The sequence below is a fragment of the Arthrobacter sp. TMS2-4 genome (assembly GCF_054511075.1).
The window spans coordinates 1-13044 of record NZ_JBTNDI010000001.1 but is presented as its reverse complement, the minus strand read 5'-3'; the positions used below and the strand labels follow the sequence as shown (position 1 = coordinate 13044).

The 13044-nt window shown below is 68.9% G+C and carries 14 protein-coding genes and 2 tRNA genes; 5 read left to right on the top strand and 11 right to left on the bottom strand.

Features of this window, described 5'->3' with window-relative positions; all coding sequences use genetic code 11:
• Positions 1 to 187 precede the first annotated feature (187 nt).
• Positions 188 to 2053, bottom strand: a complete 1866-nt coding sequence (locus ACX80F_RS00080; protein WP_459334365.1) for an HNH endonuclease signature motif containing protein — start codon at positions 2051 to 2053, stop codon at positions 188 to 190.
• Between the two features lie 183 nt (positions 2054 to 2236).
• Here ACX80F_RS00080 and ACX80F_RS00075 point away from each other — a divergent pair, with 183 nt between their 5' ends.
• Positions 2237 to 2665, top strand: coding sequence for a hypothetical protein (locus ACX80F_RS00075; RefSeq protein ID WP_459334364.1), 429 nt, complete (start codon positions 2237 to 2239; stop codon positions 2663 to 2665).
• A 380-nt stretch (positions 2666 to 3045) separates the two neighbouring features.
• Here the strand turns inward: ACX80F_RS00075 and ACX80F_RS00070 are convergent, their stop codons facing one another.
• From ACX80F_RS00070 to ACX80F_RS00050, 5 genes are all read right to left on the bottom strand, one after another.
• Positions 3046 to 4137 (bottom strand): UDP-N-acetylmuramate dehydrogenase, encoded by a 1092-nt coding sequence (locus ACX80F_RS00070; protein ID WP_459334363.1) that lies wholly within the window; start codon positions 4135 to 4137, stop codon positions 3046 to 3048.
• Complete coding sequence (locus ACX80F_RS00065; protein ID WP_459334362.1) at positions 4134 to 4574, bottom strand: MaoC family dehydratase; 441 nt, start codon at positions 4572 to 4574, stop codon at positions 4134 to 4136. The genes ACX80F_RS00070 and ACX80F_RS00065 overlap by 4 nt, the downstream gene beginning before the upstream one ends.
• A 2-nt stretch (positions 4575 to 4576) precedes the next feature.
• The gene (locus tag ACX80F_RS00060) at positions 4577 to 5026 is read right to left on the bottom strand and encodes an FAS1-like dehydratase domain-containing protein (RefSeq protein ID WP_459334361.1); all 450 of its coding nucleotides are present in this window, start codon (positions 5024 to 5026) and stop codon (positions 4577 to 4579) included.
• Positions 5027 to 5117: 91 nt separating this feature from the next.
• Positions 5118 to 5348, bottom strand: a complete 231-nt coding sequence (locus tag ACX80F_RS00055) for a hypothetical protein (RefSeq protein ID WP_459334360.1) — start codon at positions 5346 to 5348, stop codon at positions 5118 to 5120.
• A 33-nt stretch (positions 5349 to 5381) separates the two neighbouring features.
• A complete protein-coding gene (locus ACX80F_RS00050) occupies positions 5382 to 6317 on the bottom strand; it encodes a DUF2797 domain-containing protein (RefSeq protein ID WP_459334359.1) in 936 nt (311 codons plus the stop codon).
• Positions 6318 to 6672: 355 nt separating this feature from the next.
• On the opposite strand from ACX80F_RS00050, the gene ACX80F_RS00045 reads away from it, so the two are divergent.
• A complete protein-coding gene (locus ACX80F_RS00045) occupies positions 6673 to 7095 on the top strand; it encodes a pyridoxamine 5'-phosphate oxidase family protein (RefSeq protein ID WP_459334358.1) in 423 nt (140 codons plus the stop codon).
• 9 nt (positions 7096 to 7104) lie between these two features.
• On the opposite strand, the gene ACX80F_RS00040 is transcribed toward ACX80F_RS00045, so the two are convergent.
• The 3 genes from ACX80F_RS00040 to ACX80F_RS00030 all read right to left on the bottom strand — a co-directional run bounded on the left by ACX80F_RS00040 (position 7105) and on the right by ACX80F_RS00030 (position 9552).
• A complete protein-coding gene (locus ACX80F_RS00040) occupies positions 7105 to 8175 on the bottom strand; it encodes an ATP-dependent DNA ligase (protein ID WP_459334357.1) in 1071 nt (356 codons plus the stop codon).
• A 120-nt stretch (positions 8176 to 8295) separates the two neighbouring features.
• Positions 8296 to 8862: a type 1 glutamine amidotransferase domain-containing protein gene (locus ACX80F_RS00035; protein ID WP_459334356.1), complete on the bottom strand. Its 567-nt coding sequence runs from the start codon at positions 8860 to 8862 to the stop codon at positions 8296 to 8298.
• Between the two features lie 105 nt (positions 8863 to 8967).
• Entirely contained in the window at positions 8968 to 9552 is a 585-nt protein-coding gene (locus ACX80F_RS00030; protein WP_459334355.1) for a helix-turn-helix domain-containing protein, read from the bottom strand.
• A 91-nt stretch (positions 9553 to 9643) separates the two neighbouring features.
• On the opposite strand from ACX80F_RS00030, the gene ACX80F_RS00025 reads away from it, so the two are divergent.
• The 3 genes from ACX80F_RS00025 to ACX80F_RS00015 all read left to right on the top strand — a co-directional run bounded on the left by ACX80F_RS00025 (position 9644) and on the right by ACX80F_RS00015 (position 12603).
• Positions 9644 to 10744 carry an NAD(P)/FAD-dependent oxidoreductase gene (locus ACX80F_RS00025; protein ID WP_459334354.1) on the top strand — a complete coding sequence of 367 codons (1101 nt, stop codon included), beginning with the start codon at positions 9644 to 9646 and terminating at the stop codon, positions 10742 to 10744.
• Complete coding sequence (locus ACX80F_RS00020; RefSeq protein WP_459334353.1) at positions 10734 to 11363, top strand: class I SAM-dependent methyltransferase; 630 nt, start codon at positions 10734 to 10736, stop codon at positions 11361 to 11363. Before ACX80F_RS00025 ends, ACX80F_RS00020 begins: the two co-directional genes overlap by 11 nt.
• Before the next feature lie 70 nt (positions 11364 to 11433).
• Positions 11434 to 12603: an RtcB family protein gene (locus ACX80F_RS00015; RefSeq protein WP_459334352.1), complete on the top strand. Its 1170-nt coding sequence runs from the start codon at positions 11434 to 11436 to the stop codon at positions 12601 to 12603.
• Between the two features lie 64 nt (positions 12604 to 12667).
• Here the strand turns inward: ACX80F_RS00015 and ACX80F_RS00010 are convergent.
• Together ACX80F_RS00010 and ACX80F_RS00005 are read right to left on the bottom strand one after the other, a co-directional pair.
• Positions 12668 to 12741: transfer RNA gene (locus ACX80F_RS00010), tRNA-Met, on the bottom strand.
• Positions 12742 to 12796: 55 nt separating this feature from the next.
• Positions 12797 to 12868, bottom strand: a tRNA-Thr gene (locus ACX80F_RS00005).
• Positions 12869 to 13044 lie beyond the last annotated feature (176 nt).

Below are 13044 nucleotides of genomic sequence, written 5' to 3'. Positions count from 1 at the left end.
CCCTGGCGGGCGCCGCGCATCCTCGGGGCGATTCGGCCGGCGTCGGAGTTCTCGGGTCGATTCGATCCCCTGTTCCTCCACCCGTCACTCGGGCCGTGCGGCTCCATCACGTGCGTCCACCCGCCCCACGGGCCGCGCGGCTCCGTCACGTGCCTCCACCGGTCACTCAGGCCGTGCACTTCCGCCCTCACTCCCACAAGGAGACCGCGTCCGCGGCGCCGACAGTCGACCGAGGCTCGGCGTGCCAGTATCTGTTGCGCCTGGCAGTGGTGCCATGTCGGCCGAGGTGTGGCGGTGCCGTGAACCACGGTATGCCGTTGTGCGATGCGACCGTCCAGCCACCGTCATGGATGGTGTGGTGGTGGTGTGCACACAGCAGGACTCCGTTGTCGATACTGGTGCCGCCCCCGCGGGACCAGGGCGTCAGGTGGTGCGCCTCGCACCAGCTGGCTGGAACGGTGCAGTCCGGGAAGGCACAGCCTCGGTCGCGTGCGACCAGTGCCCGACGCAGATGCGGTGGGAAGAGCCTCCCTGCACGACCGATGTCGAGGACCTGACCCTTCCCACCGAGCACGAGCGGGATGAGGTCGGCATCGCACGCGATCCGCCGAATCGCACGGGCGCTGAGTTGCTCTGAGAAGACGGCTCGCCCGGTTCCGCTTCCGCCCGTCCGGCCGGTGCCGCGACCATCAGCCGAGGTGTCCCAGTCAGGGACCTCTGCACTGCTGACGTCTCCACCGCGGGTGTCACCAACGCCGACTTCTGCACCGCGGGCTTCTCGCCCGTTGACCTCTGCACCGTAGATGTCCCTACCGCCGGCCTCTCTGCGCCGGGCCCGTGGATCGGTGGTCGCTGGGCCGCAGGTTCGTCGTCCGCCGGTGTCGCGGAGCTCGCCGAGGAGGTCGCGGTAATCGATGGTGACCATCACCTGGGGTCGATGGCCTCCGGTGGCCGGCAGCTCGGAGGTGGACAGGGCTATCCGACATGCTCCGACCAGTCCGTCGAGCAGGCTCTGGGCCCGGGTGGGGCTTTCCGCTCCGGTCGACGATGCGGATCCGCGAGCCCATTCTTCCAGCGAGGCTCCGGCAGCCACACCCTCCTGCGAGACTCCAGCAGCCACACGGTCCGGCGAGGCACCAGCAACACCGAGGCTCGGCGAGTAGTTAGGAGAATCGTGCGCGGTGCGGTCCGAAGCACGGTTCGTGGACATGCGGGGGTTGGTGGCAGTGGTCATCGCCGTGACCAGATGCTCGTACTGTTCGTCCGTCGCTCCGATTTCGAGGATCCGCAATCCATTGCGGCGACCGCGGAGAAATACGCCCTGGCGGCTCCGCAGGATTTTCTCCGTCGGTTCCTGCCCATCCTGGTCCAGAACGGTCTCCCAGCGACGGGCAAGGACACGCAGGACATCCTCATCGGCCTCCAGCGCCTGCCTGGTGAGGTGATGCTCCATCGACACCAGTTGATCGGGGTCGGCGAGGCAACGGACCCGGTCCACCGCTGAACAGATGACGGTCGCTGCTCGCCCGCTCAGGGTGCCTGAGGCGAATGCAGCACTGACAGCTGCCGACTGCGGCTCCACGGGTGCCCCTGTGGGCGAGACACCGGGCAGCACCTTGTGTGCCAACTCCAGTCTGCGTTTCGCCTCTGCGCGACTGATTCCCAGCCTGGCGCGCAGGTAATCCGTACAGCTCCGGAAGCGGGACCCGCTCGCATCACCATCTTCATGCTCACCCGATGCCGCCTCCCCTACCGCGCCGGGTCTCTTTTGCTCTCCGATCCACTGTTCCGCCCGGACCCGCAGAGAACCACTGTCCAGGGGCTTGTCACCCGAGGCCAGGTCCCGCTCCTCCGCCAGGCCCGCAGCAAGTACCTGCAGGTAGTCGACGACCCGTGACATGTCCTCGATGTCGACGATCGTCCGTGCGGCTTCACCCGAGGTGAGCATCCGGCCCCTGCCCTCCAGCGAAACCACCACCTGCATCAGTACGGCGTGCGCCAATCCCAGGGAGACGTCCGGGTCCCCGAAATCTTCCACCGGTGCGATAGCCATACCTGATTTTATCGAACCTATGTACTATTTCCGAGGGCAGGGAGCGATTGTGGAGGAGGAGTCGAGGATGGCTTATCCACATATCTCCTGCAACGCTGTCGAACACGCATCAGCCGTGTTCCGAACCTCGGCGCAGCCGAACAGTCGGGCCAAAAGGTCGGAGGGCACCGGAAGGATGGGCGCATGGATCCCGTGAACGCAGACATCGTCCTCCGGCGCTTCTTCGCGGCCAGCGGCCACACGCGGCACCCCGAGAGCCTGCTGCGATACGAGCGGGTCCAGGACCACCTCCGCGCCTACCTCGAACACGTCGCCGTGACCAGGCTGACGGACACCGAGCAGGACCTACTCGACCTGGAGCGACAATTCGGCACCGAGGACCCCTACGTCACGATCATGGGTGCGCGACAGCTCCTGCACGCCCTGCCCGAGTTCCTCGCAGCACCACAGCTCCTCCCCGACTTCCACGATCGCCTGGCGCAGATCAGTGTCGCCTCACGCCTTGCCCAGTGGCTCTGCTCACGGCAGCTCGTGCAGCGTGAGGACAGCTGGCAGGACGTCGTCCTCACGCGTGCCGCCGCCGAACAGGCACGACGCTCCCCCGCCCGCTGACGAAACCCGACCATGAGGACCAACGGGCTCCGCTGGCAGGACGCCAACCGGCAATCAATATCGGGCAAGGAAGGAGGGGACAGGAGTGGGGCGAACGGCAGCGCGCCCCCGGCTGGTAGGACGCCGGCCCACCACCGCGTAGCCGAGCCACCTCGTGGCCGAGCCGGACGCCGGCCCGCCACCGCGTAGCCGAGCAACCCCGTGGCCGAGCCCGCAGACCGGCCCCCGACTGGTAGGACGCTGGCCCACCACCGCGTAGCCGAGCAACCCCGTAGCGGAGTCAGCGCGTAGCCGAGCAACCGCGTCGCTGAGCCCGCAGACGGACCCCATCCGAGCCCGCAGCCGCGCCCTGACGGACGGGCTGCCCGGCGCCCGACGAGCTAGAGGGAGCAGTCGATGAGCAGCGGCTCGGGCTCCAACCGGATACCGAAAGCCTGATGCACGCCGTCACGCACGAGCCTGGCGACGGACAGCAGATCCGTCGTCGAAGCCCCGCCCCTGTTGGTCAGGGCCAGTGTGTGCTTCGTCGACAGGGAGGCACGGCCGCCGGCAGCAGCGAAGCCGTCGTCGTCCGCGAGACCGAAGCCTTTCGAGAACCCGGCGTGCTCGATGAGCCAGGCAGCGCTCAGCTTCACCGAGCCGTCCTCACCGGTCGGATACCGGGGAGCATCTGCCGGCAACCGCGCTGCGACGTCCTGTGGAACGATCGGGTTGGTGAAGAACGATCCCGTGCTCCAGGTGTCCGGATCGGGTGCGTCCAGCACCATGCCCTTGCCCGCCCGCAGCCTGAGCACCTCACGGCGCACGTCGTTGGCGTAGGCACGCGCCCCGACCTCGACGCCGAGTACCCGGGCGAGCTCGGCGTACCGGATCGGGGTGCTCATGCGTCCGAGACCGAGCTGGAACTCGACCGTGAGCACCACATAGCGCGGTGACCCGTTGATGGTGCTGCGCTTGAGCAGGGAGTCCCGATAGCCGAACTGCAGCTCGAAATTGGTGAAGCTCTTGATGCTGTCCGTCTCGCGATCGAAGGTGCGCACCGTGGCGATGGTGTGGGACACGTCCGAACCGTAGGCCCCCACGTTCTGCACGGGCGTCGCACCGGTGGACCCCGGGATGCCCGAGAGGGCCTCGAGGCCGGTGAACGCGTGCAGCACGGTGTACTTCACGAGATCGTCCCAGTCGTGCCCGGCCTGCACCTTCACCATGACACCGCCGCATGTGGCGTCGTCGTCGTCGACGGTGAACCCGCTCGACGTGATGCGGACGACGGTGCCCGCGAAGCCGTCGTCGCCGATCAGCAGGTTCGACCCGCCGCTGATGACGAGCAACGGGTCACCGGCGGCGTCGGCGGCCCGGACAGCATCGACGATCTCCTGTTCCGTCGAAGCCTCCACGAGTGTGCGTGCCGGTCCTCCGACGCGTGTCGTCGTGAGATCGGCCAGGGGCGTGCCGGTCAGGGGCACGCTCATGACAGTCTCACCACGGCCTGCGCCTTCACGAGCACCTTCTGCCCGCCGAACGTAACGGTGAAGTCGATGCGTGCCGTCGACCGCTCGGCGTCGATCGCCCCGACGACGCCGACGACCTCCACCACGGCGCCGGGCTCCCCGGGCCGCGCCGTGGTGTCCTCGACGACGACGGGCTTGGTGAAGCGCGTCTGGTAGTCGATGACGGCAGCGGGGTCGCCGACCCAGTCGGTGACCAGCTGCACGACGGCGCCCATGGTGAACATGCCGTGGGCGATCACGCCGGGCAGGCCCACGCCCTCGGCGAACCCCTGGTTCCAATGGATCGGGTTGAGGTCTCCCGAGGCACCCGCATACCGGACGAGGTCCTGGCGGGTGATGTCGAGGGTGGCGGAACCGATCTGCCGGCCCACCTCGAGTGTGCTGATGGATACGGTCATGGCTACTGGTCCTCCCCACGGACGAGGAGGGATGACGTCGTGGTGGCCGTGGGCTCACCGTCGACGGTCGAGATTTCCGCACGCGTGGTGATCATCGCGCCACCGCCCATGGCCCTGACCTGGTCGACGTGGAGTTCGGCGACGAGCTCGTCACCGGCGAGGATCGGACGGTGGTGGACGAAGCGCTGGTCGGCGTGGACCACGCGCGTGAAGTCGATACCGGCCGCCGGGTCCGCGATGAGCTGCGCGTCGGCCCGCTGCGCGACGATGATCGCGAACGTGGGCGGTGCCACGAGGTCCCGGTGTCCGAGCGCCACCGCGGCGTCCACGTCGTAGTGCGCCGGATGCGTGGCTTTGACGGCCCGGGCGAAGTCGCGGATCGCCTCGCGCCCCACGGAGTAGGTCTCTCCTGCGGGGTAGCTGCGCCCCTGCAGGTCTGGGTCGATGGTCATGATTCCTCCGGTGGAAACGTCGTCGGGCGGGCGGGAGATTCTGGGTGAAGGCGCGGGAAGGGGACGGCATCCGCCGTCGGGCTGTGCCGGCTCAGCGCCGGTCCCTGAGGCGACGACGCGTATCGCGCGAGCGCACGACCAGCCCTGCGATGTGGCACACCATGCCGACCACGATGATCGGGATGCCGGTGTAGACGAGCGCACTCTGGTCCGTGACGGCCCCGACCACGGCAATGAGGATCCCGAGCGCCGTGGTCGCCAGGGCGGAGACCACCAGTTTGCGGTACAGGTCCGAGCCGGTCTCCCAGGGCGTATTCAGCATGCACCGATTCTACTGCCGCCCGCCGCACGGTCCTCAGAAGAGCGCTTCCTGGACGGCGGGCACCGGCGTGCTGAAATTCCCCGCCCGGAGCCGCCTGCCCTTGAGCTGGGACAGGTCGGCGACGAACACGAGGTCCGAGCCGTCGATCGAGACCAGCGCCGACGGACCGAGTACCTCACGCACGGTGACGCCGTGCCGGCCCCGGCCGAGTGGTTCCGGATACGGCTGGAGTCCCCGGTGGCGGAAGACAGCGGACCACGACGACGGCGACTCGAACTCCTCGCGCACCACCTCGAACCCCTCGACCCCGACTCCACCGGACAGCAGTCCCCGGGCTGCCAGGGCGAACCCGTCGTTGAGTCGCTCGAGCTCGACAGGGGGAAGCGGCGCGCACAGGGACGCGGCCTTCGCGGCGGATCGCACGGCCTGCGGCAGGCCCACCGTGCGGGTTACCTCGTCCTCGAGGATCCGGACGATCCGCCCGTCCCGCGCATAGGCGACGAACTGCGCGACGACGGCGCCCTGCTCCACGAGACGCGCCCGCTTCCGCAGGTCCGACGCCGTCCCGACCTTCGTCGCGCCGTCCGCGAAGGTGGCCACATACAACCAGTGGGGCTGATCGAGGTAACGCTTCAGACCCGCCGGGGCGATGCCGGAGCGGTGGATGTCGTGCATGAACCGGAGGTCGTCCTGCGCGAAGCACCGCCCGCACTGGTAGCCCCGCTCCGCGGGCGCATGGCCTGCGCAGCCCACCCACGTGCGGTCGTCCCGTCCATGGACGCGGTGGAAGCCGAGGCAGTACTTCCCCTCGGCGGTGACCTCGAAGGCCAGTCTCGCGCCGGGCGCCAGCGGGAGATCGTGCAGCCCTTCGTCCTGCGTGCCGGAGTTCTCCACCGACGTCTCGTGCAGGGAGAGGGCCGGCCCTGACTCGTGCCAGGCCACGCCGCTGCAGAGATAGGTGGGTTCCACGCTTCCAGCCTAGGGGCCGGCGCCGACAGCGGTGCGCACCGCGCCCTCCCCTGCGGTGATCGACCAGGCTCCCGGCGCAGCGAGGCAGGGCTCCCGGCGCAGCGAGGCAGGGCTCCCGGCGCAGCGAGGCAGGGCTCCCGGGACCGCGAGACAGGACTCCCGGGACTGCGAGACAGGGCTCCCGGGGCAGCGAGGCAGGGCTCCCGGCGCAGCGAGACAGGGCCCCCGGGCATCGACGCCGGGCTCCCGGGCATCAGGGCCACCCGGCTCTGGTGCCCGCCGCGGGCGTCGGGGACACTGGCGGCACCAGCCCCGCGTCCGACCGGAGGCCCCGACGCCCCAGGAGAATCACGCCATGGAAAGTGACGAACGACCAGGAACGGTCCTGTCCGAGACCGAAGCATGGGACCTGCTGAAGCGTGCCGACTACGGTCGCCTAGCCTTGAGCGTGTTGGGCGAGCCGGACATCTACCCGCTGAACTTCGTCGCGCACGACGGGGCGCTGTTCATGCGGACGAATCCGGGGACGAAGCTGGCCGAACTCACCGTGAACGAGCGCGTCGCCTTCGAGGTGGACGAGGTGAAGGACGACGAGGCCTGGAGCGTGGTACTCAAGGGCAGGGCCCGGGTGATCGTCTCGCAGTCCGAGGTGGACGCGGCGGACACCCTACCGCTCAAACCCTGGATCCCGACGCGGAAGTACACCTATGTGGAGATCACGCCGACCCACATCCATGGTCGCCACTTCGAGCTCGGCGAGGAACCGGAGCGCTACTGACACCCGGGGTCACCCCGGCGCCGCGGCCCCGCCCGTGAGCACGCGACTGAGGTCGTAGGCTGCCGGCAGGTCGAGTTGCTCAAACGTGCAGGAGCGGGCCTCCCGGTCCGGTCGCCACCGTTCGAACTGCACGGTATGGCGGAAGCGGTCGCCCTCCATCTGGTCGTACCGCACCTCCACCACGCGGCGCGGATGCAGCCGGATGTACGAGACGTCCTTCGCCGAGGCGAACCGGCTCCGCTCGGTGGCACCCAGTTCCGGAGCGCCGTCGTCGTCCCGCATCACGTCCTGCTCCAGTTCGTCGACCAGCTCCGACCGACGCGCGTCCGAGAACGCGGAGATCCCGCCGACGTTCCGTAAGACGCCGTCGTCGTCGTACAGACCGAGCAGCAGCGAGCCGACCCCCTGCCCCGAGGTGTGGATCCGGTAGCCCAGCACGACGGTGTCGGCGCTACGGTGGTGCTTCACCTTGAGCATGCGCCGCTTGTTCGGTTCATAGGCCGCAGCCAGCGGCTTCGCGACGACGCCGTCGAGTCCCGCCCCCTCGAACTCCACGAGCCAGCGACGCGCGAGCTCGACGTCGTGGGTGACCTGCGAGAGATGGACCGGGGGCGCGAAGGACCCACCGACGCCCTCCAGTGCTGTCCGGCGCTCACGGAAGGGGGCAGCCGTGAGGTCGGCGTCGTCGAGGGCGAGGAGGTCGAAGGCAATGAACGACGACGGCGTCTGCGCGGCCAGGAGCCGCACCCGGCTCTCCGCCGGGTGGATCCGCTGCGACAGGGCGTCCCAGTCGAGTCGCTCCGCCCCGGGCTTCCCCTTCCGCACCACGATCTCCCCGTCGACGACGCAGCGTTCCGGGAGGTTCTCGAGCAATGCATCGACGAGTTCCGGGAAGTACCGGGTGAGCATCTTCGAGCCACGACTGCCGATCTCGCAGGTGCCGTCCGCGATCCTCACGATCGCCCGGAAGCCGTCCCACTTGGGCTCGTAGACGAGGCCGCCGGCCACGCCGTCCTGTTCCGGGACGGCGGCGACGGCCTTGGCGAGCATGGGGCGGACGGGGAAGGGGAGGTCGGTCATGCTCTGATCCTGTCGTATCGGCCCGCACTTGACCATGACGGGCCGGCCTGGGACTCCGGAGAACACTGCAGGGCCCGCCGGACGGCGGACCCTGCGGTGTGGTGTTCGGTGAACCGCGCGCTACGCGGTCTGGCCCTCGTGGGGACCTTCCTCGATCTCTTCGAGGAGCTTGTCGTTGAAGGCATCGAGGTCTCCCGGGTTGCGGCTGGTCACGAGCCCCTGGTCGACGACCACTTCCTCGTCGCTCCAGTTGGCGCCCGCATTCCTCAGGTCCGTGGCAAGCGTGGGGTAGGACGTCAGGTCCCTGCCGCTGACGACGCCGGCCTCGATGAGGAGCCAGGGTCCGTGGCAGATGGACGCGACCGGCTTGTGCTGCTCGAAGAACGCACGGGTGAACACCTGGGCGTCCTTGTCGACGCGCAGGAAGTCAGCATTCACCACACCGCCGGGCAGGACAAGCGCGTCGTAGTCGTCGGCCTTCGCGTCGGCCACGGCGAGGTCCACCTCGAAGGTCTCACCCTTGTCCATGCCGTCGAAGCCCTGCAGCGTCCCCGTCTTGGGCGAGACCAGCGTGGGGATGCCGCCCGCCTCCTTGACGGCGTTCCAGGGGCTGGTGAGCTCGATCTGCTCCACCCCGTCCGTCAGCAGGAATGCGACCTTCTTGCCGGAAATGTCGTGCTCGGACATGCTGTTCTCCCTTGCGTAGAGCGTGGCTGTCGTACGGGATCCAGCCTAGGAACGCCGAGGATCATAAGCAAGCTGAGCATTGTGTCCGAGCGCCGACGGGGCGCGTCAGGGCCGTTTCGGCCGGGCGCGGACGTGCATCCGCTCGCCCTGTTGGCCGAAGAGGCTAATGAACTCCACGGGTCTGCCATCGGCGCTGGCGAACCAGTGGGGCGTCCGGGTGTCGAACTCGGCAGCCTCCCCCGGTCCCAGTACGAAGTCGTTGTCGGCGAGGACGAGCCGGAGGGAGCCGTTGAGGACGTACAGCCACTCGTAGCCCTCGTGGACCTGGCGATCCGGTTCGGTGCCTCGTGCGTCACCGTCGAGCACCATCTTGAAGGCCTGCATGCCGCCGGGCCGGCGCGTGAGGGGGATGGCGGTGACCCCGTGGTACTCGACGGGCCGAAGGTGGATGCGGGGATCCCCGGTCGGCGGGGCACCGACGAGATCGTCGAGCGGCACCCCGTATACCCGGGCGATGGGCAGGAGGATCTCGAGATTCGGGCGCCGCAGGCCGGACTCGAGCCGCGAAAGGGTGCTGACGGAGATGCCCGAGGCGGAGGACACGTCGCCGAGCGTGAGATTGCGCTGCATCCTCAAGCCGCGAAGGCGGGGGCCGACGGCGTCGAGCACGGCGTCGAGGTCGGTAGTCATGACACCAGTTTGCCAGACCGGCAAAGAAATTTGCGACCGGCACTGGAGCAGCCGATGCTTGAACCATCGGCGAACCAGAAGGAGACCCACCATGCCCCCCACCCCACGAACTCTTCACCAGCGATACGACGTGGTCATCATCGGCGGCGGACCTGCCGGCCTGAGCGCTGCTGTCACACTGGGTCGAGCCCTGCGCTCCGTCGTCGTCCTCGACGGCGGGCAGCCACGCAACGCCCCGGCCCGGGCCGTCCACGGGTTCCTGACCCGGGAGGGCCTCGGCCCCACGGCGCTGCTCGCCGCCGGCCGCTCCGATGCCGAAAGCTACGGGGCCACACTCGTCGAGGCCGACGTCGTGAGCGTCCGACGCGGAACCGAAGGCTTCACCGTCGTGCTGGCCGACGGACGCAGCGTCATCGGGCGACGCGTGCTCGTCGCCACAGGCCTCACCGACGGTCTGCCGCCAATTCCCGGCCTGCGCGAGCAATGGGGTGCGGGCGTGGTGCACTGCCCGTACTGCCACGGGTACGAGATCCGCGGGCAGCACATCGGCATTCTCGGGACGGGCCCGATGTCCATCCACCAGACGCTCCTGTTCCGGCAGTGGTCGGAGCACATCACCCTGTTCCTCAATGACGAGGTCACTCCCACCGACGAGGATTGGGACCGGCTGGCCGCCCGCTCCGTCCGCGTGGTGGACGGCGCCGTCGTCTCGGTGGATGCTTCCGATGGCACCCTGACGGGGGTGACGGTGGGCGACGGCACGTTCTTCGCCCTGGACGCACTCGCCGTCGGGACCCGCATGGAGGCCCGCAGCGCACTGCTCGAACCACTCGGCCTCGCGACGCAGGAGCACCCGTCCGGCATGGGACACGCCCTCGCAGCCGGACCCATGGGGGCGACGGCGGTGCCCGGGCTCTACGTCGCGGGAAACGTCTCGAATCTGGCGGCGCAGGTCATCGTCGCCGCGGCGGAGGGAACCATGGCCGGTGCCGCGATCAACGCGCACCTCCTCGAGGAGGAAACGGCGTGGGCGGTCGAGGGGTACCGCGGACCGTTCGCCGCCTCGATGGAGGCCGCCGTGACCGAACGGGTCCTTGGCACCCGCCGTCACGGGTTGGATGATGAAATTGTTCCGGCCATGCCCGCGCCCGCGGGCCCACCGCTTCGGGAAGGGGTTCGCCGTGCTGGTTGAGTACACGCAGGAGTTCTGGGACGACCGCTACCGGCAGCGCACCCGCATCTGGAGCGGCAAGCCGAACCGGCAGTTCGTCGCGGTGGCGGAAGCATTGCCACCGGGCCGGGCGCTCGACGTCGGCTGCGGTGAAGGTGCCGACGCCGCATGGCTCGCATCCCGCGGGTGGGACGTTCTCGGCGTCGACGTGTCGGAGGTGGCGCTGGGCCGGGCCCGGGCGCATGCAGAGACGCTCGACCCAGCGGTCTCGGCACGACTCGACTGGCGTCAGGTGGATCTGCTGGCGTCACCCGAACTCCCACGGGACCTCGATCTCGTCTCCGTCCAGTTCCTGCACCTGCGCGAACCGGAGCGCTCCCGCGTGATCCGCGAGCTGGCTGCACTGGTCGGTGTCGGGGGAAGCCTCCTGATCGTCGCCCACGACCCGTCGGACCTCCACTCCGGCGTGGGGCGGCCGCACCAGGCGGATCTCTTCTCCACCCCGGAGGACATGGCGGCGCTGCTCGACGACGCCTGGGACGTCCGCGCCTGCGAATCCCGCCCGCGGGTCGAGCGGACCTCGGACGGTCGCGACGTGACGATCAGCGACGCCGTGGTGCACGCGGTGCGCATCCGCTGACGCGCGCAAGGTCGCGGGTGGGAGCGGGCGCAGCGTGCGCTCCCACCCGACGCGTCGATAGCCTCGACTGATGCAGTGGATCACGGAGCAGTACGTCAATTTCGCCACCGTCATCGATGATGCGACACTCGCGCAGAACCGGATGAGCAGCTCCATGCCGTTCGTCTACCCGCACTTCGCCTCGATGCCCGACGCCCACCTGGGTCTGGGGTGCGCCGTCGGGTCCGTCCTGCCCACCCTCGGCGCGATCATCCCTGCGGCGGTCGGGGTCGATATCGGCTGCGGCATGGTCGCCGTGCGCACGGGGCACACCGCAGCCGACGTGGCACGCCTGGACCGCCGACTGCTGCGGGAGGCCATCGAACATGCAGTGCCTCTCTCGGCCGGCAACAACAACAAGCGGGTGGGCGCCTCCGCGCAACCCCGGATCGACGCCCTCGAACAGGACGCCGAATCTGCCGGTTTCGACCCTGCGCACTACGTGAAGCAGTGGCGGCTGCAGCTCGGGACGCTCGGCTCGGGCAACCACTTCATCGAGGTGTCCCTCGACGAGGACGACAGGGTCTGGCTGTTCCTGCATTCCGGGTCGCGAGGCATCGGGAACCGGATCGCCCAACGGCACATCCGCGCAGCCCGGGACTACTGCGCCCGGCGCTCCATCGACCTTCCCCACCAGGACCTCGCCTTCCTCGAGGAGGGAACAGCCGAGTTCGACCGCTACATCAGTGAGCTCCTGTGGGCACAGAAGTTCGCCCTGCTCAACCGCGAGGAGATGATGGACCGCGTGGTGCGGCAGTTCGCGGACTGGGTGGGCGAGCCTGCGCAGGAACGCGAACGCATCAACTGCCACCACAACTACACGCAACGCGAGACGCACTACGGGAAGGACGTCTGGCTCTCCCGCAAGGGCGCCATCGCCGCCGACCCGGGCCGGCCCGGACTCATCCCCGGTTCCATGGGCACCCGCTCCTATGTGGTCACGGGCCGGGGTAACCGGGAGTCCCTGAACTCGGCGCCGCACGGAGCCGGCCGCGAGTACTCCCGCACCAGGGCCCGCAAAACGTTCACCCAGGACCAGCTCCGGGCAGCGATGCGCGGCATCGAGTTCAGGGACACGCCGGCGTTCCTCGACGAGATCCCCGCCGCCTACAAGGACATCGACGTGGTCATGCAGGATGCCCGGGACCTCGTGGACGTGCGGCACACGCTGCGGCAGATCATCAACGTCAAGGGCGACTGAGGGGCGGGGAACACAGGGAAGGCCCCGGAGCCGAAGCTCCGGGGCCTTCCCTGTGTTCTTCCTGTAGCGGTGGTGGGACTCGATCCCACGACCTCACGATTATGAGTCGTGCGCTCTAACCAGCTGAGCTACACCGCCCTAAATGAGTCTGCCCGCACCGATCGGATGATCGTCACGGGCCCCCTCATTTGCGAGCCCCCCACCGGAATCGATCCGGTGACCTCGTTCTTACCAAGAACGCGCTCTACCACTGAGCTAGGGGGGCAACAGCAAGAAACTTTACCAGTTACCGACCGCTGGTGCGAAATCGACAGCCGCCCTGCTGGGCGGACCCCGGATCCCGCGTCGGGGGCGGGTAGGGGGCGGGGTTGGCGGGGGGGGGTAGCTAGGTTCTCCCCCCTCTCTGACCTTGTGGCGGGGGGGTCCCCACCTCTTTACGCA